General features: G+C 51.8%; 22 protein-coding genes and 1 pseudogene. 15 read left to right on the top strand and 8 right to left on the bottom strand.

What is annotated here, in order from left to right:
- Positions 1 to 64 precede the first annotated feature (64 nt).
- On the bottom strand, positions 65 to 520 hold the full coding sequence (locus BWI95_RS20425) for a YehR family lipoprotein (RefSeq protein WP_023479721.1): 456 nt from the start codon (positions 518 to 520) through the stop codon (positions 65 to 67).
- A 90-nt stretch (positions 521 to 610) separates the two neighbouring features.
- The gene (gene metG, locus BWI95_RS20420) at positions 611 to 2,641 is read right to left on the bottom strand and encodes a methionine--tRNA ligase (RefSeq protein ID WP_076770344.1); all 2,031 of its coding nucleotides are present in this window, start codon (positions 2,639 to 2,641) and stop codon (positions 611 to 613) included.
- A gap of 165 nt (positions 2,642 to 2,806) precedes the next feature.
- On the opposite strand from metG, the gene apbC reads away from it, so the two are divergent.
- Positions 2,807 to 3,916, top strand: a complete 1,110-nt coding sequence (gene apbC / locus BWI95_RS20415) for an iron-sulfur cluster carrier protein ApbC (protein WP_054804167.1) — start codon at positions 2,807 to 2,809, stop codon at positions 3,914 to 3,916.
- Between the two features lie 594 nt (positions 3,917 to 4,510).
- Here apbC and BWI95_RS20410 read toward each other — a convergent pair.
- The 4 genes from BWI95_RS20410 to BWI95_RS20395 all read right to left on the bottom strand — a co-directional run bounded on the left by BWI95_RS20410 (position 4,511) and on the right by BWI95_RS20395 (position 7,756).
- Entirely contained in the window at positions 4,511 to 4,936 is a 426-nt protein-coding gene (locus BWI95_RS20410) for a GNAT family N-acetyltransferase (protein WP_054804417.1), read from the bottom strand.
- A 12-nt stretch (positions 4,937 to 4,948) separates the two neighbouring features.
- Positions 4,949 to 5,284, bottom strand: a complete 336-nt coding sequence (locus BWI95_RS20405; protein WP_054804416.1) for an RcnB family protein — start codon at positions 5,282 to 5,284, stop codon at positions 4,949 to 4,951.
- Between the two features lie 196 nt (positions 5,285 to 5,480).
- Positions 5,481 to 6,494 (bottom strand): zinc-binding alcohol dehydrogenase family protein, encoded by a 1,014-nt coding sequence (locus BWI95_RS20400; protein ID WP_076770151.1) that lies wholly within the window; start codon positions 6,492 to 6,494, stop codon positions 5,481 to 5,483.
- Between the two features lie 149 nt (positions 6,495 to 6,643).
- Complete coding sequence (locus BWI95_RS20395) at positions 6,644 to 7,756, bottom strand: ABC transporter ATP-binding protein (protein ID WP_034812046.1); 1,113 nt, start codon at positions 7,754 to 7,756, stop codon at positions 6,644 to 6,646.
- A gap of 342 nt (positions 7,757 to 8,098) precedes the next feature.
- On the opposite strand from BWI95_RS20395, the gene BWI95_RS20390 reads away from it, so the two are divergent.
- From BWI95_RS20390 to BWI95_RS20365, 6 genes are all read left to right on the top strand, one after another.
- Positions 8,099 to 9,334, top strand: a complete 1,236-nt coding sequence (locus BWI95_RS20390; RefSeq protein WP_076770150.1) for an extracellular solute-binding protein — start codon at positions 8,099 to 8,101, stop codon at positions 9,332 to 9,334.
- A 57-nt stretch (positions 9,335 to 9,391) separates the two neighbouring features.
- Positions 9,392 to 10,699 carry a carbohydrate ABC transporter permease gene (locus tag BWI95_RS20385; RefSeq protein ID WP_076770149.1) on the top strand — a complete coding sequence of 436 codons (1,308 nt, stop codon included), beginning with the start codon at positions 9,392 to 9,394 and terminating at the stop codon, positions 10,697 to 10,699.
- Between the two features lie 9 nt (positions 10,700 to 10,708).
- Complete coding sequence (locus tag BWI95_RS20380; RefSeq protein ID WP_042716650.1) at positions 10,709 to 11,560, top strand: sugar ABC transporter permease; 852 nt, start codon at positions 10,709 to 10,711, stop codon at positions 11,558 to 11,560.
- A gap of 4 nt (positions 11,561 to 11,564) precedes the next feature.
- Positions 11,565 to 12,752, top strand: coding sequence for a glycoside hydrolase family 53 protein (locus BWI95_RS20375; protein WP_023478558.1), 1,188 nt, complete (start codon positions 11,565 to 11,567; stop codon positions 12,750 to 12,752).
- A gap of 30 nt (positions 12,753 to 12,782) precedes the next feature.
- Positions 12,783 to 14,840: a beta-galactosidase gene (locus BWI95_RS20370; protein ID WP_076770148.1), complete on the top strand. Its 2,058-nt coding sequence runs from the start codon at positions 12,783 to 12,785 to the stop codon at positions 14,838 to 14,840.
- A 65-nt stretch (positions 14,841 to 14,905) separates the two neighbouring features.
- The gene (locus BWI95_RS20365; RefSeq protein WP_054804415.1) at positions 14,906 to 15,217 is read left to right on the top strand and encodes a glucose PTS transporter subunit EIIB; all 312 of its coding nucleotides are present in this window, start codon (positions 14,906 to 14,908) and stop codon (positions 15,215 to 15,217) included.
- A 142-nt stretch (positions 15,218 to 15,359) separates the two neighbouring features.
- Here BWI95_RS20365 and BWI95_RS20360 read toward each other — a convergent pair whose 3' ends face one another.
- Positions 15,360 to 16,625: a maltoporin gene (locus BWI95_RS20360; RefSeq protein WP_076770147.1), complete on the bottom strand. Its 1,266-nt coding sequence runs from the start codon at positions 16,623 to 16,625 to the stop codon at positions 15,360 to 15,362.
- Between the two features lie 268 nt (positions 16,626 to 16,893).
- Here BWI95_RS20360 and BWI95_RS20355 point away from each other — a divergent pair, with 268 nt between their 5' ends.
- The 8 genes and pseudogenes from BWI95_RS20355 (at position 16,894) to BWI95_RS23425 (ending at position 23,650) form a co-directional block, all read left to right on the top strand.
- Positions 16,894 to 17,967, top strand: a complete 1,074-nt coding sequence (locus BWI95_RS20355) for a LacI family DNA-binding transcriptional regulator (RefSeq protein ID WP_023478571.1) — start codon at positions 16,894 to 16,896, stop codon at positions 17,965 to 17,967.
- Positions 17,968 to 18,026: 59 nt separating this feature from the next.
- Positions 18,027 to 18,251 (top strand): annotated as a pseudogene (locus BWI95_RS20350) (ISNCY family transposase); the annotation flags it as partial.
- A 212-nt stretch (positions 18,252 to 18,463) separates the two neighbouring features.
- Positions 18,464 to 18,832, top strand: coding sequence for a hypothetical protein (locus BWI95_RS23435; protein WP_156884936.1), 369 nt, complete (start codon positions 18,464 to 18,466; stop codon positions 18,830 to 18,832).
- Positions 18,833 to 19,271: 439 nt separating this feature from the next.
- Entirely contained in the window at positions 19,272 to 19,784 is a 513-nt protein-coding gene (locus tag BWI95_RS23150) for a tyrosine-type recombinase/integrase (RefSeq protein WP_054804413.1), read from the top strand.
- Between the two features lie 358 nt (positions 19,785 to 20,142).
- Complete coding sequence (locus BWI95_RS20340; protein ID WP_076770146.1) at positions 20,143 to 21,033, top strand: hypothetical protein; 891 nt, start codon at positions 20,143 to 20,145, stop codon at positions 21,031 to 21,033.
- Between the two features lie 13 nt (positions 21,034 to 21,046).
- Positions 21,047 to 21,574 (top strand): hypothetical protein, encoded by a 528-nt coding sequence (locus BWI95_RS20335; protein ID WP_054804411.1) that lies wholly within the window; start codon positions 21,047 to 21,049, stop codon positions 21,572 to 21,574.
- A 260-nt stretch (positions 21,575 to 21,834) separates the two neighbouring features.
- Positions 21,835 to 22,955, top strand: a protein-coding gene (locus BWI95_RS20325; RefSeq protein ID WP_156884934.1) for an IS3 family transposase whose coding sequence is annotated in 2 segments (ribosomal slippage) — positions 21,835 to 22,093 and positions 22,093 to 22,955 — 1,122 coding nt in all. Because the reading frame shifts where the segments join, the coding sequence is not laid out codon by codon here.
- 326 nt (positions 22,956 to 23,281) lie between these two features.
- A complete protein-coding gene (locus BWI95_RS23425; protein ID WP_156884933.1) occupies positions 23,282 to 23,650 on the top strand; it encodes a hypothetical protein in 369 nt (122 codons plus the stop codon).
- A gap of 50 nt (positions 23,651 to 23,700) precedes the next feature.
- Here BWI95_RS23425 and BWI95_RS23420 read toward each other — a convergent pair whose 3' ends face one another.
- Positions 23,701 to 24,141 (bottom strand): hypothetical protein, encoded by a 441-nt coding sequence (locus BWI95_RS23420; protein WP_156884932.1) that lies wholly within the window; start codon positions 24,139 to 24,141, stop codon positions 23,701 to 23,703.
- Positions 24,142 to 24,411: the final 270 nt, after the last annotated feature.

Here is a 24,411-nt window from a genome sequence, read left to right as displayed (position 1 = left end):
ATACACGCGAGGTGATGCGGTTTAATTAGCCCGGCAGACACTGTGCTGCCGGGCAGTAAACGACTTATTTCACTTCTTTAAAGCCGCGCGCTTTCAGCAACTCTTCTGACTGCTTCATGCTGATTTTACCGTTAACCGTACCGGTAAACTCAGAACCCTGCAGGCTGTTCAGCTGAGCGAAGTCCACTTCGTTGTAATCGACTTCCAGCGTCTCCTGAGCATAGGTCTCTTCATACGCTACGCTCTCTTTCACGCCTTTCACGCTCTGGTATTTTTTGCTAATCGGATCCAGAACTTTCATCGCTTCTTCTTTGGTTTTCGCGCCAATAGAGGAGTATTCGATTTTGTTCTTCGCGGTCTGACGTTCTACTTCATCACCCTTGTAGTAGTAAGTCAGCGTCACTTCCGTACCGCCCGTCGCCCAGGTAAAGGTCTTGCTCTCTTCTTTATCACCACAGCCGGTCAGGCCAACAACTAAAGCGACAGAAAAGAGTGCTGCAATGATTTTGCTGAATTTCACGATAATCCCCTATTTTCCATGTGAGGTAATGTTTTGTAAGACTGCGTATAACAGTATAGAAAAAGGCGCTGAATTCAGCGCCTTATTTTTTTATTTAACTTGTTGGCCCGCTTTTGCACCGCTATCCGGGCTGAGCAGGAAGATATCGCTGCCGCCAGGACCCGCTGCCATCACCATCCCTTCGGAGATGCCAAAGCGCATTTTGCGCGGCGCGAGGTTAGCCACCATCACCGTCAGGCGGCCAATCAGCGCGCTCGGATCCGGGTAGGCGGAACGAATGCCGGAGAAGACATTGCGCTTCTCACCGTCGAGATCGAGCGTCAGGCGCAGCAGCTTATCTGAGCCTTCGACAAACTCGGCGTTCTCAATCAGCGCCACGCGCATATCAACTTTGGCGAAATCGTCAAAAGTGATGGTCTCCTGAATCGGGTTGTCAGCCAGCTCGCCCGTTACCGGCGCAGCAGCGGCTTTGACTTCCTCTTTCGACGCCTCAACCAGTGCTTCCACCTGTTTCATCTCGATGCGGTTATAGAGCGCTTTAAACGGATTCACTTTATGGCCGAGCAGCGGTTCGTTAATCGCATCCCACGTCAGCGTGGTGTTGAGGAACGCTTCGGTGCGCGCGGCCAGCGACGGCAGAACCGGTTTCAGCCATGTCATCAGCACGCGGAACAGGTTGATACCCATCGAGCAGATGGCCTGCAAATCGGCATCGCGGCCTTCCTGTTTCGCGACAACCCACGGCGCCTGCTCATCAACATAGCGGTTCGCTACGTCGGCCAGCGCCATGATTTCACGCACCGCTTTACCAAACTCGCGGCTCTCCCACGCGCTGCCAATTGCGGCGGCGGCGTCGGTAAAGGTTTTATACAGCGCCGGATCGGCCAGCTCTGATGCCAGCACGCCGTCGAAGCGTTTGGCGATAAAGCCCGCGTTACGCGAGGCCAGGTTCACCACTTTGTTAACAATATCGGCATTCACGCGCTGGACGAAATCTTCCAGGTTGAGGTCGATATCATCAATGCGCGACGAGAGCTTGGCGGTGTAGTAGTAGCGCAGGCTGTCGGCATCGAAATGGTTCAGCCAGGTGCTGGCTTTAATAAAGGTACCGCGCGATTTGGACATCTTCGCGCCGTTAACCGTTACATAGCCGTGCACGAACAGGTTGGTTGGCTTGCGGAAACCGCTGCCTTCCAGCATCGCCGGCCAGAAGAGGCTGTGGAAATAGACGATATCTTTACCGATAAAGTGATAGAGCTCGGCGTCGGAATCTTTTTTCCACCAGTCATCAAAGTTGAGATCGTCGCGCTTGTCGCAGAGGTTTTTGAACGAACCCATGTAGCCAATCGGCGCATCCAGCCAGACGTAGAAATATTTGCCCGGTGCGCCCGGAATTTCAAAGCCGAAGTAGGGCGCATCGCGGGAGATATCCCACTGTTGCAGACCGGATTCGAACCACTCCTGCATTTTGTTCGCCACCTGCTCCTGCAGCGCGCCGCTGCGGGTCCACGCCTGCAGCATCTCGCTAAACGACGGCAGATCGAAGAAGAAGTGCTCGGAATCACGCATCACCGGCGTCGCGCCGGAGACCACCGACTTCGGCTCAATCAGCTCGGTTGGGCTGTAGGTCGCGCCGCACACTTCGCAGTTATCGCCATACTGATCCGCCGCTTTACATTTCGGGCAGGTGCCTTTTACAAAGCGGTCCGGCAGGAACATGCCTTTTTCCGGATCGTAGAGCTGGGAGATAGTGCGGTTTTTGATAAACCCGTTCTCTTTCAGACGGGTGTAGATAAGCTCGGCCAACTCGCGGTTCTCATCGCTGTGCGTTGAGTGGTAGTTGTCGTAGCTGATGTCGAAGCCAGCAAAATCGGTCTGATGCTCCTGACTCATTTCGCCAATCATCTGCTCCGGGGTGATCCCCAGTTGCTGTGCTTTCAGCATAATCGGCGTGCCGTGGGCATCGTCCGCACAGATGAAGTTGACCTGGTGGCCGCGCATTCGCTGGTAACGGACCCAGACATCAGCCTGGATGTGCTCCAGCATATGGCCGAGGTGGATGGAGCCGTTGGCGTACGGCAGCGCGCACGTTACCAGAATTTTCTTCGCGACTTGAGTCATAGTTGGCATTACATCTTCTTGAGAAAAAGGGTTTTCGATATTACCAAAAGGGTAACAATCGCGCCAAGCGATAAGGGCATTAATCCATAAATGGATAATTATTCCCTTTGGGGTAAACTTGAGCGCTACAAATGTCGTTTTCAGAACAACTACAAAGGAGTCGGGATGAGTTCGCAATCCCAGGCCAAATCCCCGGAAGCCTTACGGGCAATTGTCACCGGGACGCTGGCCGATTTTCAGCACCCCACCCTCAAACATAACCTGACAGCGCTGAAAGCCGTCCACCATGTTGCGTGGCTGGATGAGACCCTGCATGTCGAATTGCTGATGCCGTTCGTCTGGACCAGCGCTTTCGAAGAGCTGAAAGCCCAGTGCAGCGCCGAACTACTGCGTCTGACCGGCGCGAGCGCTATCGACTGGAAGCTGTCGCACAATATCGCCACCCTGAAGCGGGTGAAAAACCAGCCGGGCGTTAACGGCGTGAAGAATATTATCGCCGTCAGCTCCGGCAAGGGCGGGGTAGGGAAATCCTCTACCGCCGTTAACCTTGCGCTGGCGCTGGCTGCGGAAGGGGCGAAAGTCGGTATTCTCGATGCCGATATTTATGGCCCGTCAATCCCGATGATGCTGGGCGCGGAAAATGAGCGTCCGACATCACCAGACGGCACGCATATGGCGCCGATCATCGCCCATGGCCTGGCGACCAACTCAATTGGTTACCTGGTGACGGACGATAATGCAATGGTGTGGCGCGGGCCGATGGCCAGCAAAGCGCTGCTGCAGATGTTGCAGGAGTCCATGTGGCCGGATCTCGACTACCTGGTGCTCGATATGCCGCCAGGCACCGGCGATATCCAGCTGACGCTGGCGCAAAACATTCCGGTGACCGGCGCGCTGGTCGTGACCACGCCGCAGGATATCGCGCTGATTGATGCTAAAAAAGGCATTGTCATGTTCGAGAAAGTGGAGGTGCCGGTGCTCGGCATCGTGGAGAACATGAGCATGCATGTGTGCAGCAACTGTGGTCACCATGAGCCGATTTTCGGCACCGGCGGCGCAGAGAAGCTGGCGGAGCAGTATCACACGCAATTGCTGGGCCAGATGCCGCTGCATATCTCGCTGCGTGAAGATCTCGACAAGGGTACGCCGACGGTCATCAGCCGCCCGGACAGCGAGTTCACCGCTATCTACCGCAACCTTGCCGGTCGCGTAGCCGCCCAGCTTTACTGGCAGGGCGAGATCATCCCCGGTGAGATCGCGTTCCGCGCAGTGTGATTGACGATGCCGGGTGGATGTGTGCCATCCGGCATTCTCACCGCGGCACAATTGCCGGATGGCGGCTCCGCCTTATCCGGCCTACGGTAACGAATCCGCTGGAACCGTGTAGGCCGGATAAGCGTTTTACGCGCCATCCGGCAATGGGGTTGGATTGGTGGAATGGTTCCGTTCACCATGCGTGCGGCGGGATTTGTTTATCACCGGTGCGGTGAACGGGACAAGGGGGGGACCGCTCCCCCCTTGTCAATCCCCGCGGCCCCGCGAGGAAATCGGTGCTGCGCACTGCGCTCACCTCCCGCGTGCCTGACTGCGGCCGGCTCGACTCGACCTGCTCGCCCGTTCCGGGACTCGCTCCCTGTCTCGGTTCGCCTCTGTCCGCCATCCATGGCGTCCAGACCTTGTCATTCCCGCTTCGGTTCGCCGATTTCAGCGGGGACACAACCCCTCGCTGTAAGATGGGCGTCAAATGAAAAAAAGTTGCTGCTGAAACCGCGTAGGCCGGATAAGCGTTTACGCGCCATTCGGCATTGTATCGCGGCACCGGTTGCCTGATGGCGGCTTCGCCTTATCAGGCCTACGAAATGACAAAACCTACCTCAACACATAGTGCATCAGCACATAATCCCCCTGCGGGGAGACGCCTTTGGCCTCAACGCGCCAGCCGTGGCGCTGATAAAAGTCGAGCGCAGTTTTATTGCGCAGCAAACACTTCAGCGCGCCGGTGCTGGTAAAGGTGCTCTGCACATGCTCAAGCAGCGCGCTGCCCACACCTTTTCCCTGAAACGCAGGGTCGATAAACAAGTTATGCAGGAAGTTATCGTTCTCCAGGACCGATGCGAACCCCATCCGGTGCCCGTCCTCTTCCGCCACCCAAATCACCTCGCCAAGCGTCGCAGAGTCAAAATCTTCCAGCGACCAGTCGCGGCTATCCAGCCAGGTCCAGGCTTCTTTACGGGCATGCAGATACAGGGTACGCAGAAACGGCCTGTCACTCTCCTCCCATCGGCGGATAATCACAGGCGCTCCCGGTTAACGATGATAGAAAATGTCGCCATTGTAGGCTTTGAGGATTTTGCCGTCGGCATCGGTGATCAACACGTAGTTGCCGCCCATGTAGGTCCAGTGGCTACCGGCATCCGGCGCGGGAAGGTTACGTAACTTCCACTGCTTAATGTTGTAATCGTCGCTGCGGTACATCTCCGGCACCGTGTCGCCAATGGTGAATTTGGTAAAGTCGGCAACAAACTCTTTCACTTCAAACGACTGTGTGCCGCCTGCAGGCGGTGTCGCGGGCGGTGTTTCAGCATAGGTTGCCGAAGCCGTCGCCAGCAGTGCACCCAGAAGCATCATTTTTGTTTTACGCATACTCTCTCCAGGTTGTTCTTATACATTTCACGTAGTTGCATAAATAGCACGACATCATTGCCGTTTACAGACAGCGGAGCAACCAGCAAAAAATAACGCTTTGGTAAAAAGTGTAAGCAAACCCAGGAAAAAGCAGTGCGGGCGGAGAACGAATTTCGCTCTCCGCCCGCTACGTTTGGGAGTAATCCTGGCAGGATCAGCCCGCAAACCCCTCCAGCACGATTTTGCCCACCGCGCGCTGGCTCTCAAGCAGCGCATGGGCTTTACGCAGGTTAGCCGCGGTGATCGCACCGCCATGCTCTCCCAGCGTGGTTTTCAGCACGCCGCTGTCGATCAACTCCGCGACCCGCGACAGCAACTGGTGCTGGGCAATCATATCGTCGGTGGTGAACATCGAGCGGGTAAACATAAACTCCCAGTGCAGCGAAAGGCTCTTCGCTTTCAGCGGCATCGCATCCAGGCTGTCGGGATCGTCAATCAACGCCAGCTTGCCCTGCGGTTTGAGGGCGTTAATCAGCTGCTGATAGTGATCCTGCGTGTTGGTCAGGCTGGCAACATGCGTCACCTCTTTGATGCCGATCCGCGCCAGCTCTTCGGTCAGCGGTTTGCTGTGGTCAATCACATGATGCGCGCCGCGCTCTTTCACCCACTGCTGGCTGGCAGGGCGCGACGCGGTGCCGATCACCGTCATACGGGTCAGCTGGCGCGCCAGCTGCGTCAGAATCGAACCGACACCGCCCGCAGCGCCGACAATCAGCAGCACATCGCCGTCGTTGCCATTTTCTTTTACGCCGAGGCGGTCAAACAGCAGCTCCCAGGCGGTAATGGCCGTCAGGGGCAGGGCGGCGGCAGAGGCGTTATCAAGGGAAGCGGGTTTACGCGCCACAATGCGCTCATCAACCAGCTGATATTCGCTGTTGCTCCCCGGACGGGTTAATGCCCCGGCGTACCACACTTCATCGCCTGGCTGAAACAGGGTGACCGACTCTCCGACCTCTTTCACCACGCCCACGGCGTCCCAGCCGAGCACGCGCGGCGTATCGGCATTAAAACCGGCACGCACTTTGGTATCTACAGGGTTAACGGAGACGGCTTTCACTTCCACCAGCAGATCGTGACCGCTGGCGTGCGGTTGCGGCAGGTCGATATCGGTGAGGGCATCAAGATTGCTGCCGCCAGCGGCGGCGCGGGTAATGGCGATGGCTTTCATAACAGGCTCCGTTTTGTTGGGTTTTCATCACTACCGCTAAGGGTAGACAACGCAGCTTTGATGAAAAACCAGCAAAATGGAGCAGCACTTATCGTTCTCGAGTGAAAATGCAGTGCCGGATGGCGGTTACGCCTTCTCCGGCCTGTAAGTTACAAATCGTGGTTGGGCACCGGGATATCGGCGCTGACGCGCTGATCCTGCTCGTCAAAGATCATGCAGTGGCGGCTGTCGAAGGCGAGGGCGATCTTCTGCCACGGGCGGAAATGCACATCGCCCGGCAGCAGGATTTTAATATTGTCGTGGCCGTAACATTGACCAAACAGATAGGTGTTGTTGCCCAGCCGCTCTACCACTTCGCACTGAAACTCAAGGGGCACGCCGCCCGTCATCTCTGTTGCGAGGTGCTCCGGGCGAATACCGAGCGTAATGGCCGCGCCCACCTCCAGCGGTGAAGTGGTGATGCCGAGCGTCAGCTGGTGGCCCTGAGCAAGGGTAATAGTGACTTCACCAGGCTGCCACTGGCTTACCGTGGCGGGGAGGAAGTTCATCTTTGGCGAGCCGATAAAGCCGGCGACAAACTTGTTTTTCGGGTTGTAGTAGAGCGACATCGGCGAGCCCATCTGCTCAACGTTGCCGTAATTCATCACTACGATCTTGTCCGCCAGCGTCATCGCTTCCACCTGGTCATGGGTGACATAGACCATGGTGGTTTTCAGCTCCTGGTGCAGGCGGGCGATATGCAGCCGCATCTCGACGCGCAGCTCGGCATCGAGGTTAGAGAGGGGTTCATCGAACATAAAGACACGCGGGTTACGCACAATCGCGCGGCCGATGGCGACGCGCTGGCGCTGGCCACCGGAGAGTTGCTTCGGTTTGCGATCCAGCAGGTGGCTTAATTGCAGGGTCTTCGCCACCATCTCCACCTGGCGGCGGATCTCCTCTTTCGGCACTTTGTTCACTTTCAGGCCGTAGCCCATGTTCTCCGCCACAGTCATATGGGGGTAGAGCGCATAGGACTGGAACACCATCGAGACACCGCGATGGGCGGGCGCAACATCGTTCATCACTTCATCGCCAATCAACACTTCGCCTTCGCTCACCTCTTCCAGCCCGGCAATCATGCGCAGCATGGTGGATTTCCCGCAGCCGGAGGGGCCGACAAACACCGCAAACTCGCCGTCATCAATCGACAGATTGACATTGTTCAGCGTCACCGTGTCGCCAAACCGTTTGGTGACATTTCTCAGTCGTATATTGGACATCAACGTTCCCCGAATGTAATAGCCGTTACTGGCCGTTTGTCAGCTGTTTTGTTTTACGTATAACAATCAGGAGACAGTGCTGCTCAACGGCGAAAAATCATGGCCTGACTATAACTTCCACGGATTTAGCGCCCTATACTCAATTTTCATTTCTGTAACATTGGTCACATAACGCAACGTTTATTCTCGTTTTATCAGCGCTTAAAGCGTAGCGTATAACAAATCCGATAAGGCGAGTGAATACGTCTTAAGCCCTGCAATATCAGGTAGTTTGCCAGAGCAGTGACCTGATGATGCGCCATAAAAACCATGAAATTGTTATACCTTGACATGAGGTTGATAATGAAAAAGAAGACCCTTACCGCACTGATTTTGACAACGCTTGCCGCCGGGCAGCTTGTCGGCTTGCAGGCGCATGCCGCCGCACAGCAACTCAATGTCTGGGAAGACATCAAAAAATCGGCGGGCATCCAGGATGCGGTGCGCGATTTTGAGCAGAAATATAACGTCAAAGTTAACGTGCAGGAGATGCCCTACGCCCAGCAACTGGAGAAACTCCGTCTCGATGGCCCGGCGGGCATTGGCCCGGATGTGCTGGTGATCCCCAATGATCAGTTGGGCGGCGCGGTTGTGCAAGGGCTGCTGACCCCCCTGAATCTGGACAAAGAAAAGGTTGACGCCTTTACGCCTGCCTCCATCAACGCCTTCCGCCTCGACAACACCCTGTATGGCGTGCCGAAAGCGGTAGAGACGCTGGTGCTGATCTACAACAAAGATCTTATCGACAAGCCGCTGCAAAGCCTGCCGGAGTGGCTCGACTACTCGAAAAAACAGCGCGCGCAGAACAAATATGGCCTGCTGGCGAAGTTCGATCAGATTTACTACAGCTGGGGCGCGATCGGCCCGATGGGCGGCTATCTGTTCGGTAAAAACGACAAAGGCGGCTATAACCCGCAGGATATCGGCCTGAATAAACCCGGCGCGGTGGAAGCCGTTACCTTCCTGAAAAACTTCTATGCCGAGGGGGTATTCCCGTCGGGGATCCTTGGCGATAACGGGCTTAACGCCATCGATTCGCTGTTTACCGAGAAAAAAGCGGCGGCGGTGATTAACGGCCCGTGGGCGTTCCAGCCCTATGAAGCTGCCGGTATCAACTACGGCGTTGCGCCGCTGCCGAACCTGCCGGATGGCAAACCGATGAGCTCTTTCCTCGGCGTAAAAGGCTATGTCGTCTCGACCTGGAGCAAAGACAAAGCGCTGGCGCAGCAATTTATCGAATTTATCAACCAGCCGCAGTACGTGAAGACGCGCTATATCGCCACGCGCGAAATTCCGGCGCAGAAAGCGATGATTGACGATCCGGTGATCAAAAATGACGAGAAGGCGAGCGCCGTCGCGGTGCAGGCCGCCCGCGCAACCGCGATGCCGGGCATTCCGGAGATGGGTGAAGTGTGGGGCCCGGCGAACGCCGCGCTGGAGCTGAGCCTGACCGGCAAACAGGCACCGCAGGCGGCGCTGGATGCCGCTGCTAAGCAGATCCAGATGCAGGTCGAAGCGATGCAGGCCAGTAACCAGTAACCGCGTGTTGGTACAGAAGCGGGAGGGCCACCTCCCGTTGTCGAAAAGGAGTCGTACGTGATTATCAGTCCCAGCGAACATTTTGCCAAAGCGCCCGGCGCAGGGCGTCACGCGTGGTGCGGGCTGCTGTTGGCCATCGTGCCGGGCTTTGGCCAGTTCTACCATCGCCAGTGGCTGAAAGGCCTTATCTTTCTTGTACTGCTGGCGAGTTTTGCCGGCATCTTCTCTGATTTTTTGCGCGAAGGGCTGTGGGGGTTATACACCCTTGGCGAAGAGGTGCCGCGCGACAACTCCATCTTCCTGCTGGCGGAAGGGATCATCAGCGTGCTGATTATCGCCTTTGGCCTGATGGTGTGGGGGCTCTCAATGCGCGATGCGTGGCTGAATGGCAAAAAACGCGATGCCGGTAAGCCGCTTAACAGCGTGCGCAAGCAGTACCAGATGCTGCTCAGCGACGGCTTTCCCTACCTGATGATTACGCCGGGCTTTATCCTGCTGGTGTTCGTGGTGATTTTCCCGATCCTCTTCGGCTTCGCCATCGCCTTTACCAACTACAACCTCTACCACACGCCGCCTGCCAAACTGGTCGACTGGGTTGGGTTAAAGAACTTCATCAATATTTTTACCCTGTCGATCTGGCGCTCAACCTTCTTTGACGTGCTGCAGTGGACGGTGGTGTGGACGCTGCTGGCGACCACCTTACAGTGCAGCGTCGGCGTGCTGCTGGCGATCCTCGTGAACCAGAAAGATCTGCGCTTTAAGCCGCTGGTACGCACCATTTTTATCCTGCCGTGGGCGGTGCCGGGCTTTGTCACTATTCTGGTCTTCGCCGGGATGTTTAACGACTCCTTTGGCGTCATCAACAACGCGATCCTCGCCTTCTTCGGCATCGACCCGAAACCGTGGCTGACGGATCCCTTCTGGACCAAAACCGCGCTGATCATGATGCAGACCTGGCTCGGTTTCCCGTTTGTCTTTGCCATGACCACCGGCGTATTGCAGGCGATTCCCGACGATTTGTATGAAGCGGCGAAGATGGATGGAGCGGGCACCTTTACCCGGCTGCGCACCATTACGCTGCCGCTGGTGCTCTACTCGATTGCGCCGATCATCATCACGCAATACACCTTCAACTTTAACAACTTCAACATCATCTACCTGTTTAACAACGGCGGACCGGCGGTGGCTGGCGCGAACGCGGGCGGTACCGACATTCTGGTGTCGTGGATCTACAAGCTGACGATGTCCTCATCGCAGTACGCCATCGCGGCCACCATTACCATCCTGCTGTCGATTTTTGTTGTCGGCCTGGCGTTGTGGCAGTTCCGCGCCACTAAATCGTTCAAAAACGACGACATGGCATAAGGGAAGAAAATGGCTCAATCACAAAGTATTCGCCGCGAGAAGGTTATTCGCCTGACGCTCTCCTGGCTGGTGATAGCAGCGGTGTCGCTGACGATTATCTACCCGCTGGTGTGGACGATTGGCGCGTCGCTGAATGCCGGCAACAGCCTGCTCAGCACCTCGATCATCCCGGAAAATCTCTCGTTCCAGCACTATGCCGATCTCTTTAACGGCCAGGTGAACTACCTCACCTGGTACTGGAACTCGATGAAGATCAGCCTGCTGACCATGATCCTGACTTTAATTAGCGTCAGTTTTACCGCCTATGCCTTTTCGCGCTTTCGCTTTAAAGGCCGCCAGAACGGGCTGATGCTCTTTCTGCTGTTGCAGATGATCCCGCAGTTCTCGGCGCTGATTGCGATTTTCGTTCTCTCGCAGTTGCTCGGGCTTATCAACAGCCATATGGCGCTGGTGCTGATCTACGTTGCCGGGATGATCCCGATGAACACCTATCTGATGAAGGGCTACCTGGATGCCATTCCGCGCGATCTTGATGAGTCCGCGCGCATGGATGGTGCCAGCAACTTCCGCATCTTTATTGAGATCATCCTGCCGCTGTCGAAACCGATTATCGCGGTGGTGGCGCTCTTCTCCTTCACCGGCCCGCTGGGGGATTTCATCCTCTCAAGCACCATTTTGCGCACGCCGGATAAATACACGCTGCCGATTGGGCTCTATAACCTGGTGGCGCAAAAAATGGGTGCCAGCTACACCACTTACGCCGCGGGTGCGGTGCTGATTGCGGTGCCGGTGGCGATCCTCTACCTGGCGTTACAAAAATACTTCGTCTCCGGCCTCACCTCCGGCAGTACAAAAGGATAAGCATATGAAAAGACTGACTCCCGCTCTGCTGGCGGTATGCCTCGCTGCCAGTTTTTCTGCCAGCGCGGTGACCACGCGCCCGTTTACCCAAATGCCCGCCGACTTTATTAAAGGGGCGGATATCTCCACGCTGCTCGATGCGGAAAAGCACGGGGCGAAATTCTATAACGACAAAAATCAGCCGCAGGATGCGCTGGCTATCCTGAAAGCCAACGGCGTCAACTATGTTCGCCTGCGGCTGTGGGTCGACCCGAAAGATGCGCAGGGCAATGCCTACGGCGGCGGCGATAACGATCTTGCCACCACCCTTGCGCTGGCAAAGCGGGCAAAAGCGCAGGGCATGAAGCTGCTGCTCGATCTGCACTACAGCGATTTCTGGACCGATCCGGGCAAGCAGTTCAAACCGAAAGCCTGGGAGAAGCTCGATTATCCGCAGCTAAAAAGCCGGGTGCATGACTACACCCGCGACACGATTGCGCAGTTTAAGCAGGCGGGCGTGTTGCCGGACATGGTGCAGATCGGTAATGAGATCAACGGCGGCATGCTCTGGCCGGAGGGCAAAAGCTGGGGGCAGGGCGGCGGCGAGTTTGATCGGTTAGCCGGGCTGCTCACGGCCGGAATCGATGGCGTCAAAGAGAACCTGAATAACGGCGAGCAGGTGAAGATCATGCTGCACCTCGCCGAAGGGACCAAAAACGACACCTTCCGCTGGTGGTTTGATGAGATAACCAAACGCAACGTGCCTTTCGATGTGATTGGCCTATCGATGTATACCTACTGGAACGGGCCAATCAGCGCCCTGCAGGCCAACATGGATGACATCAGCAAGCGCTACAACAAAGATGTCATCGTCGTCGAGGCGGCCTACGCCTATACGTTGGCGAATTGCGATAACGCCGAGAACAGCTTCCAGGCGAAAGAGGAGAAGGCGGGCGGCTACCCGGCGACTGTGCAGGGGCAATATGACTATGTGCACGATTTAATGCAGTCGGTCATCAATGTGCAGGGCCAGCGCGGCAAGGGCATTTTCTACTGGGAACCGACCTGGATTGCCGTGCCGGGCAATGGCTGGGCCACGCCCGCCGGCATGAAATATATCAATGACCACTGGAAAGAGGGCAATGCGCGTGAAAACCAGGCGCTGTTTGATTGCCAGGGAAAAGTGCTGCCGTCGGTGAAAGTCTTTAATTAATTATCGTGTTGTAAATTTCAGGAATGAATAATGAATAAATTTGCGCCTTTAAGCCCGAAGGTCGTCTCGCTATTGCATGGCGCGGACTATAACCCGGAGCAGTGGGAAAACTATCCCGGTATTATCGATAGCGATATTGCCATGATGCAGCAGGCAAAATGTAATGTGATGTCGGTCGGAATATTTAGCTGGTCGAAACTCGAGCCGCAGGAGGGAGTATTTAATTTCGCCTGGCTCGATGAGGTGATTGAGAAATTATATGCCGCCGGTATCCATATATTTCTCGCCACGCCGAGCGGTGCGCGTCCGGCGTGGATGTCGCAAAAATACCCGCAAGTGCTGCGTGTCGGGCGCGATCGCGTGCCCGCGCTGCATGGCGGTCGCCACAACCACTGCATGAGCTCGCCGGTCTACCGTGAAAAGACGCTGAAGATCAATACCCTGCTGGCGGAGCGTTACGGGCAGCATCCGGCGGTGCTCGGCTGGCACATCTCCAACGAGTATGGCGGCGAGTGCCACTGTGATTTATGCCAGCAGAAGTTCCGCGACTGGCTGAAGGCGCGCTACCAGACGCTGGAGGCGCTGAACCACGCCTGGTGGAGCGACTTCTGGAGCCACACCTACAGCGACTGGTCGCAAATTGAGTCCCCTGCGCCACAGGGCGAAGTCTCCATTCATGGCCTTAATCTCGACTGGCGACGCTTTAACACCGCCCAGGTAACCGATTTCTGCCGCCATGAAGTTGCCCCGCTGAAGGCCGCCAACGCGGCGCTGCCGGTGACCACCAACTTTATGGAGTACTTCTACGACTACGACTACTGGCAGCTTGCGGAGGCGATCGACTTTATCTCCTGGGACAGCTACCCGATGTGGCACCGCGATAAAGATGAAACCCAGCTCGCCTGCTACACCGCCATGTATCACGACATGATGCGCACGCTGAAAGGCGGCAAGCCCTTTGTGCTGATGGAGTCGACGCCAAGCGTCACCAACTGGCAGCCAACCAGCAAGCTGAAAAAGCCGGGCATGCATATCCTCTCCTCTTTGCAGGCGGTGGCGCACGGCGCCGATTCGGTGCAGTACTTCCAGTGGCGCAAAAGCCGTGGATCGGTGGAGAAGTTCCACGGTGCGGTGATTGATCATGTCGGCCATCTTGATACCCGCGTTGGCCGTGAAGTCTCCGCCCTCGGCGAGATGTTCAGCAAGCTGACGCCGGTCATGGGCTGTCGCACCGAGGCGCGGGTGGCGATTATCTTCGACCAGCAGAACCGCTGGGCGCTGGATGATGCGCAGGGGCCGCGCAACAAGGGCATGGAGTATGAGAAGACGGTTAACGAACACTACCGACCCTTCTGGGAGAAGGGCGTGGCGGTGGATGTGATTAATGCCGATGCCGATCTCAGCCGCTACCATTTAGTTATCGCCCCGATGCTCTATATGGTGCGCGACGGCTTCGCTGAACGCGCCGAGAGCTTTGTCGCCAGCGGCGGCCATCTGGTGACCTCTTACTGGAGCGGCGTGGTCAATGAGAGCGATCTGTGCCACCTGGGCGGTTTCCCCGGTCCGCTGCGCAACTTGCTCGGCATCTGGGCTGAGGAGATCGACTGTCTCGACGACCATGAACGAAACCTGGTGCAGGGGCTGGCGGGCAACGAGGCGGGCTTACAGGGGCCGTATCAGGTGCGCCATCTTTGCGAGCTGATTCAGCTTGAGGGCGCGCAGCCGCTGGCAACCTACCGGGATGATTTCTATGCCGGTCGCCCGGCGGTCACGGTCAACGCTTTCGGCAAGGGCAAAGCCTGGCATGTCGCCTCGCGTAACGATCTCGCCTTCCAGCGGGACTTCTTCGCCAACCTTATCGACACGCTATCACTGCCGCGTGCGCTTAACGTTGAGCTACCGCCGGGCGTGGTGGCGACCGCGCGGGAAGATGGTGAACAGGCGTTTGTCTTTATTCAAAACTTTACCGCGCAGCAGCAGAGCATCACACTGCCGCCGGGTTATCACGACTGCCTGAGCGACGCCGCCGTCAGCGGTGCGCTTGTGCTCAAACCCTGGGATTGCCGCGTCGTTCGCCGCGACGCGTAAGCCTACTCTGCGCGCCTGCCCATCCGGGCAGGCGTTTTTTTATCTGCTGATTACGGAGACCTGCAATGGTAAGCCTTAAATCCTTCCTGCATTACTTCTCTGAGGCCAAACCGGCCACCCCGCTCAGCGACGCTGAGGTGCTGAAAATTGAGCGACTGGCCGCGGCGTTTGGCGGTGAGGCAAATATTGAACAGGTTGATGCCTGTCTGACACGCCTGCGCGTCACGGTAAAAGAGTTACCCCGGGTCGATTCTCAGGCGCTACAGGATGAGGGGGCGCTGGGCGTCATTATTCTCGGCCAACAGGTGCATGCTATTTTTGGCAAGCAATCTGACGCACTGCGTAAATTACTCGATGAGCGTTTCTCTGCTCGTTAGCAATAAAAAAGGGATACCCGAAGGGGTATCCCAAATAAACAATAACGAACGCAGTGGCAATATAAACCTGCAAGGCTCAGAGATAAATAACGATTTTACTAACAGAGTGGGTTAATAAAGGCGAAAAAAATATCGCACTTATTTACCACCAGGCTTCCACCTGCACACCAAAGTTCCAGGTGTTATTTTTGGTGCCATCTTCAAATGCTTTGCCATCTTCAGAGTCATTTAAATAAGAGGCGAAGAGGCGCAGCTCCGGACGCGACATAAAATCGGCACCGTCAGCAAGACCCAGCGCGATAGTGTACTTCTCGCCGCTCTGCTTATAGTTGGTGCCGTTTTTGTAGTTATCCTTCTGGTAAAAGCCGCCCACTTCACCAATCAGACGTACATATTCGGTGAACTGATACTGCGCACGACCAACCAGCGACACCAGACGGGATTTGTCGGTAAACGCAGTGGTATCTTCGGCCGCGCCGTAGGTCAACACATGGTTAAAGGAGAAGCGGTCGGTGATCGGGATAAGCCCGGTGTTGATGACGCGATAGCCGGTAGCATCGTTGACATAGTTCCACATGTCATACCAGCCGCCGCCCTGCGACACCATATTCTGCGCCAGCCCTTTGTTGGCGTACTGCAACACCAGCTTGTTATAGCCGCCGAGCATATCCTGGCTGATTTCACCGGTCAGCATCACGCCATCATCCGCGTCGTACAGCCCGCCGTAAGCCTTCTGCTTTTTGGTTGGGTTCGGCATGGCGTAATCAATGCCAAACTCCGTCCACGCGCCCGCCCACGGTTTCCAGCCGGCATAGCGCAGGTCCAGATAGTTAATATTGACGTCATTGTCGTTATCAACGCGGTAATCCACGTCATTGGCATCGCCGCGGATCCACGCAAAAGAGACGGCGCCCGGCCCGAAGGTGTAGTTTTCGATCCCCGCGCCGGAGCCGGAGATATTCCAGTATTTGGTATCGATAATGTGCAGATCGTGGCGCTGATAGTAGCGTTTACCGCCCCAGATCACCGCGTTGGGATCGTTGGGGATCAGCCCTTTGATCTGCAGGTTCAGCTGGCGTAAGCCGAACTGCGCATCGTCGCCGATGGTGGTTTCGTTATCGTTGGAGCCATCGGACACCATGCTGACCATGCTGTCGAGGTAAAAGCTGACGTCATCTTTTTTGTAGACTTCCGAGCCCAGCTCAAGCTCGCCGTAGGTGTCAGATTCATTGCCCAGACGCCCGATCTTATTTTTCTGCCACTCCACCTGGCCGCCATCGCCCGACACGCCCACGCCGCCGCGCAGGTAGCCGTGAAAATCGATGGGTACCGAGGTGGCCGCCATCAGCGAGGTTGAGGTCAGCGCAGCGGCTAACGCAAGAGAGAGTGTGCGTAGTGGAGTCTTCATCGTGTTCCTCTTATTGTTTTGTATTACGTTCACATAATCGCAGTCATAAAATGCTTAATTGTAAAAACAGGCAAACTGAGGATCTAAAATGTGTGATTAACTGCAAATAAATCAGCGATTTTTGTTACAGGTGGAGAATTTGTTCACATTTATGCGTATTGTGAGCGTGATACTTATTGGCGGCGAAAGCGGCGAGGAAATGAGCGGTGAGCGTTTTTTTTGATCTGCCCTGTTACAATTGGCGCATAACAACATAAGGAACCGGACCATGAAGTCTAAAAGCGCGACGTTGGAAGACGTTGCCCGCCATGCGGGTGTCTCCTATCAGACCGTGTCCAGGGTACTCAATAAATCTGCCAATGTATCCGAAGCCACGCGTCTCAAGGTTGAGAAAGCGATAGAGTTGCTGCGTTATGTGCCGAACCGGCTGGCGCAACAGCTGGTCGGTAAGCAGAGTCAGACCCTTGGACTCGTCACCACCTCGCTGGCGCTGCATGCCCCTTCACAGGTGGCAGCGGCGGTAAAACGCTATGCCAATCTTGACGGCTACCAGGTGCTGATCTCAATGATTGATGAGAACGTCAATCATGATATCCAGTCGGCGATCAACGAACTTAAGTCGCAGCTGGTTGATAAGGTGATCATTAACGTGCCGCTGGAGACCGATGAAGCCCAGCGCATTGCGGCTGACAATGATGATATTGTTTGCCTGTTCCTCGACGTTGACCCTTACAGCTCGGTGTTTAACGTCTCATTTAATCCGGCGGACGGCACCCGTGCGAGCGTCAAACATCTCTACGATCTGGGGCATCGCGATATCGCGCTGTTGGCGGGGCCTGAAAGCTCCGTCTCGGCAAAGCTACGGCTGAAAAGCTGGGTGGATACGCTTGATAGCTACGGCCTGAAACCGGTGAAGGTATTCCACGGCAACTGGGATGCGCAGAGCGGTTATGCAGGCGCACTGCAGATGCTGCGCGAAACGCCCAACTTTACTGCCGTGCTGGTGGGGAATGACCAGATGGCGCTCGGCGTGCTGAGCGCGTTTCATCAACATCAGATCGCCATCCCCGGCGAGAAATCGGTGATCGGTTACGATGACACCTATGAAAGCTCCTTCTTCCACCCGTCGTTAACTACAGTCTCGCTGGATCTCGATTTACAGGGTAAAGAGGCGGTGCGTCGCCTGCTCGACAGCGGCCACGGCGACGCCGCCCGCAGTTCATCCGTGCTTCCTGCGCGGCTGATTGTGCGTCACTCTACCGGCGCATTGCAGGAGCAGAGCGCTAACCTGCAGGAGATCGCCCAACAATTGCAGGTTATTGCGCATAAGTTGATGAAATAACAATTTCATTCCTGGCATTTATTTGCCCGATGGCGCTGACGCTTATCGGGCCTACGCACCAGGCGCCACAGCATGAGGACCAATTGATGACAATCGCACAGCAGCTTGAACAAATAGGTATTGCAATAGGCCTTGAGATCGGCGAGCAGCGCGGTATCGAGAAGGGGCGCAAAGAAGAGGCGTTCCGCATCGCACGGACGATGCTGCAAAACGGCCTCGATCGCAGCACGGTGATGAGTATGACCGGCCTTACCGAAGCGGAGCTGGCGCAGATTCGCCACTGAGTGCACGGGCAAATGCGCATTTACACATGACGCTGTCGGCATTAAGCTACTGAACGGTTTCACCACAATTTATTGATGTTATGACTCGGGGTGCCCTTCTGCGTGAAGGCTGAGAAATACCCGTACCACCTGATCTGGATAATGCCATCGTAGATTCGTAATAAAATAAATAAAAACAAAGACTTACACCCTGCTGTGATAAAGGGTGTTAAATGTACTGTGATAAAAATGTAGCCTTAAACTCAAAGCGGAAATTAGCTTACACCTTCCTTAGAGCGGGAGTTTACTATCTTCAAGTGACTCTACGTGATGATAGTCTTTACCGTCGATCTCTTCTTACTGATAGCTTACGTGAGGCTAGTAATCTCATGACTAACATCACTCCTCATATCTATCAATACAAACGCAACCAAATCACGTTAGAAGCGTTTGATGCGTTTATTGATACTCTGCTTACTCCTTCAAAATCTGTAATCACCTCTCAGAATGTTAGCGTTGATGCTCTCCCTCTCGTTATACCTTCTGCTACAACACCATTAATTAAACCCAAAACACCTACGCTCACCCTTGCTCAAGCATAGAATGACTTTAAGCAATACAAAATCAAGAAGGGGGAGATCTGGAACGTTGGGCATGCTAAGAAGAATGAGCGCTCTTTTGAAAGTCTATTAGCCACGTTAGGGGATGATTTCAATGTTTACGAAATTACTCGTAAGACAATAGATCGTATTATGGAGTCTATTGAATCTCTTCCTGATGCACGTAAGCCACCGTACAACAAGATGAGCGTTAAAGAACGCTTAGAGCAAGATGATATTCCGAATAGGAGCTTCTTTCTATAACTCTCACATTAAAATCTTCAACCAATTCTTCAGCATTTACTTTGTTTAAGAGCTAAAGTTATTAGATCGCTCACCAATGGAAGGAGTGAAGCTTAAAAAAGAAAATTCACGTTAATGCGTATATAACAAAGCTGAGATTAAGCAATATATTAATTATGCATTGTAAACCAAAGATTCTATGAAATGGATCATGCTTTTGCTTATTTATACTGGTGCTCGCCGTGGTGAAATTGCTAAACTAAAAGCTTCTCAAATTAAGCTTGATGCTGATACTCAACGTCATTACTTATATATAGCGGAAGATGGTAACGGTAAAACAGAGAACGCTACACGAGAAGTAGCGCTACATAGTGATCTTATTGATTTTGGATTCCTTGATTTCGTTAAAGGGAAATCAGGTCATTTATTCCCTGATATAGCAAGTACTAGCCTTAATCAGCTTGCTCAGCAATTTATTGAAATTCGTGATGGGTTAGGTATCTCCGCTTTAGATAAAGATGGATCACGTAGAGCTATACATAGTTTGCGTCATACGATTATTACTTATGCTTCTGGCTGGATGAAAGATATTACTCATCTTCAAAGTGTAGTAGGCCATGTTAAATCTAATCTTGGAGTGACGAAACGTTATATTCACACTGTACCGCTTGCATCTTTACTTTACATCATTGATGGGCTTGAATGGAAATGAAGCAACAAAAACTAAAAGAGGGTTTAAATAATTTGTCATAGCCTGGATAGTACTTTCATGTAACATAGCAATGAAAGAATGCACAATAAATTATTAGCAAACTAATAATTTTGAAGTGATTCGTTAAAGATGGCTTTAGATAAGATGTGACAATGCAAAAGTTAGCCAGACTGAGATTTTAGATATGTTTTCTTGTTACTTTATTTTTTAATTACTTGATTTAAATGATTTTTTACAAGGGCTTATAGAGGTGTAGTAAACTATGTTGTCCATGATACATGGTAGCTTAAGGGTTCTAACCTTTAAGTTGTCGACCTATAATTTTCGCTTTATAATGAGGTAATTAGACCAATAAAACATGGATATGATTATGAATGTTTATTGCATTCCCGTTGAGATTGAATACACACATGGGCGGCTAGCATTTGGTAGTTTTTTAGCTGATTGTGTCAAAAATAATTCTACCGATATGGATTACTCTAATAGTGACATTAATGTTAAATTTAGATTTTTCGAAGATAATGATTGTTTCTCTATATTAGTGCTTAGCGAAAAAGTCGCTAGATCACATTTTTTATTAAATCACGCCAATAATAATTTTACGGTATCGGTGAATAGCAATGCTAACGCTGATTTTATTGGTGAAATAAACATGCTCATTATTAAGAAAAAGAATTTGAAAGGTGTCTATCTTCATAATGAAGGATCAATGACACTTAGCACTTTTGATGCGAAATTAAGGCAGGGATATTTCAACGCAATTAGAAAGTTGTATAGGACGAAAAAAAGAAACGAGAAAGTTAAGATTAATAGACTGGTCGATGATTCTTCGATAGTTGACAAATTAAAGAAATACAAATTTATCGATGAAATAAATGTAACATTCACAACTTTAACTGCACAACAAAGTTACATCAGTGGTGCATATAAGAATCATACCAAAAGCGTGCAAATTAAAATGAATACGAGTGGATTGGATATCGGTAAAGCCACTGATAGAGATGACTTGGTAAACTATATTAATGGGGTATTACAAGCTAGGGCTAAATCTGTTAGTGTTAAAGGACGTGATAACGTGGCATCAGCAGGAGAGGTTATTGGACTTGTAGATAAAGCCAATAACGTTGGGATATTCGACTATGATCAATTCTCCAATAATATTAACGGGATGACTGTTAGCTCTTTTCTTTCCAACACTGTATACTTAGATAGTAAAGACATTATAGTCAACCACAAGCTTTTAAAATAAGCAGGAGGCCAGAATGTTTACGAGAAATATTGCTATAGGCAGTATAATAGGCTTGGTAGCTTATGTTGCATTCGTATATGCTGGAGTTAAGATAAGTGGTTCTTTAGATCTCCTTATATCAAATTATAAGACCTTTATGCGAGGTTATGTGTTCTCTTCTTTTCTCGGGATATCGTCTTTCTTATTATCATTATTAACTTTTGTAGTTATCAATCTCAAAGAAAAGATGTTTGACTCAGAGGATTATATTGCTACCTTTAGGAAAGGAAAAAAATTAGATGATAGTGTAGATATAAAAAAATCTGATCTTTACCGACCACTGTTAAATATTACTTATTTACTTGTGCTTTCTATCGCGTTCTGTCTGTTGACATGTCTTTCTCAATTCTCCTTAGGGTTTTCTGATAGCAAAAAATGGCTAATAGTACCAACTGCGATTCCATTTTTAGCTTTGTCGTTTATGTCATTATCATTAACTGCGATGACTCAATTAGTTTGTCAGTGGTTAAAATCAGAAGAGTTTATAAACAAAAAGCCATAACAGCAATCAATATTGTATAGGGAAAAATTAGTACGAACTCGTTTCAATCTGTAATTTTTTCCTTAAAAGACCAACAAGCTTTTTTCTTCTAAGGCGCTTAAGCGTGTTCAAGACATTACTGGTATAAGTTCAGGTTATTCACCTGCTCCTTTTTTACTTCCCCCCACACGTCCCCTTTGTTCTCGCTTCTGACCTGCTCCCCGTTGATTAACACACCACGATGTTAGTAATGTCTTCATAAGCCACATAAGGACATCCCCATGAAGAAGCGTTTTTCCGACGAACAGATCATCAGTATCCTCCGCGAGGCTGAAGCCGGGGTTTCTGCCCGTGAGCTCTGCCGCAAGCACGCCATTTCCGACGCCACCTTTTACGCTTGGCGTAAGAAGTATGGCAGTATGGAGGTGCCCGAGGTTAAGCGCCTGAAGTCGCTTGAGGAAGAGAACGCCAGGCTCAGGAAGCTGCTTGCCGAAGCCATGCTGGATAAGGAGGCGCTTCAGGTGACTCTGGGGCGAAAGTACTGACGACAGACCAGAAGCGGGAAGCCATGGTGTTGATGTGTGATGCGACCGGTCTGTCGCAACGTCGTGCCTGCAGGCTTACAGGTTTGCCCCTGTCGACCTGCCGTTATGATGCTCAGCGTCCGGCTGCTGATGCACATTTATCAGGGCGTATTACTGAACTGGCGCTTGAACGCAGACGTTTTGGTTACCGGCGCATCTGGCAGTTGCTGCGCAGGGAGGGCCTTCACGTCAATCACAAGCGGGTATACCGTATTTACCACCTTAATGGACTGAGTGTAAAACGCAGACGACGCCGTAAAGGGCTGGCGACCGAACGGTTTCCGCTTCTGCGCCCGGATGCGCCGAACCTTACATGGTCGATGGATTTCGTTATGGACGCACTGACCAACGGTCGCAGGATCAAGTGCCTGACCTGTGTGGATGATGTCACGAAGGAGTGTCTGATGATCATCGCAGCTTTCGGTATTGCCGGCGTTCAGATCACGCGCATTCTGGACACCATCGCGCTATTTCGGGGCTATCCGACAACAATAAGAACCGATCAGGGCCTGGAATTTACCTGCCGCGCGCTCGATCAATGGGCCTTTGAGCATGGCGTGGAACTACGGCTTATCCAGCCGGGTAAGCCAACGCAGAACGGATTTATTGAAAGTTTTAACGGACGCTTTCGCGATGAGTGTCTGAATAAACACTGGTTCAGCGATATTCTTCATGCCCGGAAAACGATTAATGACTGGCGGCAGGATTATAACGAGTGCCGTCCCCATTCATCGCTGGATCACCAGACACCAGCTGAATTCGCAACGGACTGGCGAAACAGGAAATATGAAGAAAAACCAACCGACATTACTAACTGAAGGTTGTATCTAATCTTGGGGGGCAGGTCAGTAGACTCAAGATTACTCAAATCAATTCCTATCATGATGTAGTTATCGAGTTCTTAGATGACGGTAATAGTAAATCAGTCAGGTTTAATAATCTCATTAAGGGTAAAGTAAAAGATGGCGAGGTTTAAAAATTAGTAGGTTTTAAAGTTGGTGATATTTACGATAGTAAAAATTACGGGAAATATAAAATCATTGATGTTATCAATGCTCGTAATATAACTATTGAATTTTTAGCTACTGGATATGTCAAAAAAGTACAATCTAGCGTTATTAAAATTTGTGCTGTTAAAGATCCTATGAAGCCTACAGTTTATGGAGTAGGTATTAAAGGTGATAATTTATCTTCTCAAATAGATGGACAAATGGTTAGGGAGTATCGCACTTGGAAGGAAATGCTTAGAAGATGCTACGATGAAAAACATCTAGAACGCTTTCCCACTTATCGTGGCTGTACAGTCTGCGAAAGGTGGCATTCATACGAAAACTTTTATGCGGATATCAAGAAGCTAGAAGGTTATTCTGAATGGCTCACTAATTTTCGTTACCAAATTGATAAGGATATTATTAACCCTTCCAATAAGGTCTATTGTCCTAAATACTGTAATTTTGTTACAGACACTGAAAACTCTCTATATGCTAATCGCCGCCGTCATAATTGGATTTAAATTAAACCCCACTGAAAAAGTGGGACTTCATTCCTTCATTATCTCGTAAGTTATGAGGGGATTTTTCGACGGATAACATCCCTACCTGCAAAATGAATATTTATATAGATAGCTTTTGACTTCATCTTTTTGTAATTAATGTGGAAATAATTTTCATCAATGAAGGTTAGTGTATGAGTTGTAAAGGGCGGTAGTGTTGAATCTGGTGCATCAAATTCTCTTGTTTCAATAGGTTTTCTGTCTAACATACGGCAAAAACGAGAGGCATAATAAATCTCCCAATGAATTAACACTACTGGTCTTGGCGAGAGGTTACGTATTCGGATCTCGTGACCAACATTTGCACTTGTTGTAAAACTCCATCCTAGATCTATTCTTGTCCGATCACGCCACGTTTCCATTACTTTAATGACTGCTAGCCCTGTAGAAACTATGGCTCCCCACCATGAAACAACCATTGATACGGTTACATCTTTGAATAACTCTTGCATTCATCATTACCATTGCTTTGATTCTTTGGATGATGCTAACGCTCTCTTATTGAAAACGCCACATTACAAAACCTCTAATTTTCACCAATCGGCAGATAGGGGTTAAGCTGGCCTTACAGCGGGTAGATGATGCAAGTATTTATTACGTGATTAAGCTATTCGAGGTGTGATAACTGCTGTGATAAACATTGTGATAAATCGAAAATTCTTGCGCCTCATCCATACACCCGGCTACACTAAAAACTTACAACTTGTTTTTGTGCAAATGAT

This window comes from Kosakonia cowanii JCM 10956 = DSM 18146, assembly GCF_001975225.1.
In the GTDB taxonomy this organism is placed as follows: domain Bacteria; phylum Pseudomonadota; class Gammaproteobacteria; order Enterobacterales; family Enterobacteriaceae; genus Kosakonia; species Kosakonia cowanii.
The sequence above is the reverse complement of the archived record's forward strand: the minus strand, read 5'-3'. Positions and strand labels throughout refer to the sequence as shown.

Bases quoted from the DNA above. Each gene is read 5' to 3' on its own strand.
- BWI95_RS23435 (WP_156884936.1), top strand. From the start codon at position 18,464: ATGTACTGTGATAAAAATGTAGCCTTAAACTCAAAGCGGAAATTAGCT.
- BWI95_RS23420 (WP_156884932.1), bottom strand. From the start codon at position 24,141: ATGCAAGAGTTATTCAAAGATGTAACCGTATCAATGGTTGTTTCATGG.
- BWI95_RS20390 (WP_076770150.1), top strand. From the start codon at position 8,099: ATGAAAAAGAAGACCCTTACCGCACTGATTTTGACAACGCTTGCCGCC.
- BWI95_RS20405 (WP_054804416.1), bottom strand. From the start codon at position 5,284: ATGCGTAAAACAAAAATGATGCTTCTGGGTGCACTGCTGGCGACGGCT.
- BWI95_RS20340 (WP_076770146.1), top strand. From the start codon at position 20,143: ATGGATATGATTATGAATGTTTATTGCATTCCCGTTGAGATTGAATAC.
- BWI95_RS20360 (WP_076770147.1), bottom strand. From the start codon at position 16,625: ATGAAGACTCCACTACGCACACTCTCTCTTGCGTTAGCCGCTGCGCTG.
- BWI95_RS20355 (WP_023478571.1), top strand. From the start codon at position 16,894: ATGAAGTCTAAAAGCGCGACGTTGGAAGACGTTGCCCGCCATGCGGGT.
- BWI95_RS23150 (WP_054804413.1), top strand. From the start codon at position 19,272: ATGAAATGGATCATGCTTTTGCTTATTTATACTGGTGCTCGCCGTGGT.
- BWI95_RS20400 (WP_076770151.1), bottom strand. From the start codon at position 6,494: ATGAAAGCCATCGCCATTACCCGCGCCGCCGCTGGCGGCAGCAATCTT.
- apbC (WP_054804167.1), top strand. From the start codon at position 2,807: ATGAGTTCGCAATCCCAGGCCAAATCCCCGGAAGCCTTACGGGCAATT.
- BWI95_RS20375 (WP_023478558.1), top strand. From the start codon at position 11,565: ATGAAAAGACTGACTCCCGCTCTGCTGGCGGTATGCCTCGCTGCCAGT.
- metG (WP_076770344.1), bottom strand. From the start codon at position 2,641: ATGACTCAAGTCGCGAAGAAAATTCTGGTAACGTGCGCGCTGCCGTAC.
- BWI95_RS20365 (WP_054804415.1), top strand. From the start codon at position 14,906: ATGGTAAGCCTTAAATCCTTCCTGCATTACTTCTCTGAGGCCAAACCG.
- BWI95_RS23425 (WP_156884933.1), top strand. From the start codon at position 23,282: ATGAAGCCTACAGTTTATGGAGTAGGTATTAAAGGTGATAATTTATCT.
- BWI95_RS20370 (WP_076770148.1), top strand. From the start codon at position 12,783: ATGAATAAATTTGCGCCTTTAAGCCCGAAGGTCGTCTCGCTATTGCAT.
- BWI95_RS20335 (WP_054804411.1), top strand. From the start codon at position 21,047: ATGTTTACGAGAAATATTGCTATAGGCAGTATAATAGGCTTGGTAGCT.
- BWI95_RS20380 (WP_042716650.1), top strand. From the start codon at position 10,709: ATGGCTCAATCACAAAGTATTCGCCGCGAGAAGGTTATTCGCCTGACG.
- BWI95_RS20395 (WP_034812046.1), bottom strand. From the start codon at position 7,756: ATGTCCAATATACGACTGAGAAATGTCACCAAACGGTTTGGCGACACG.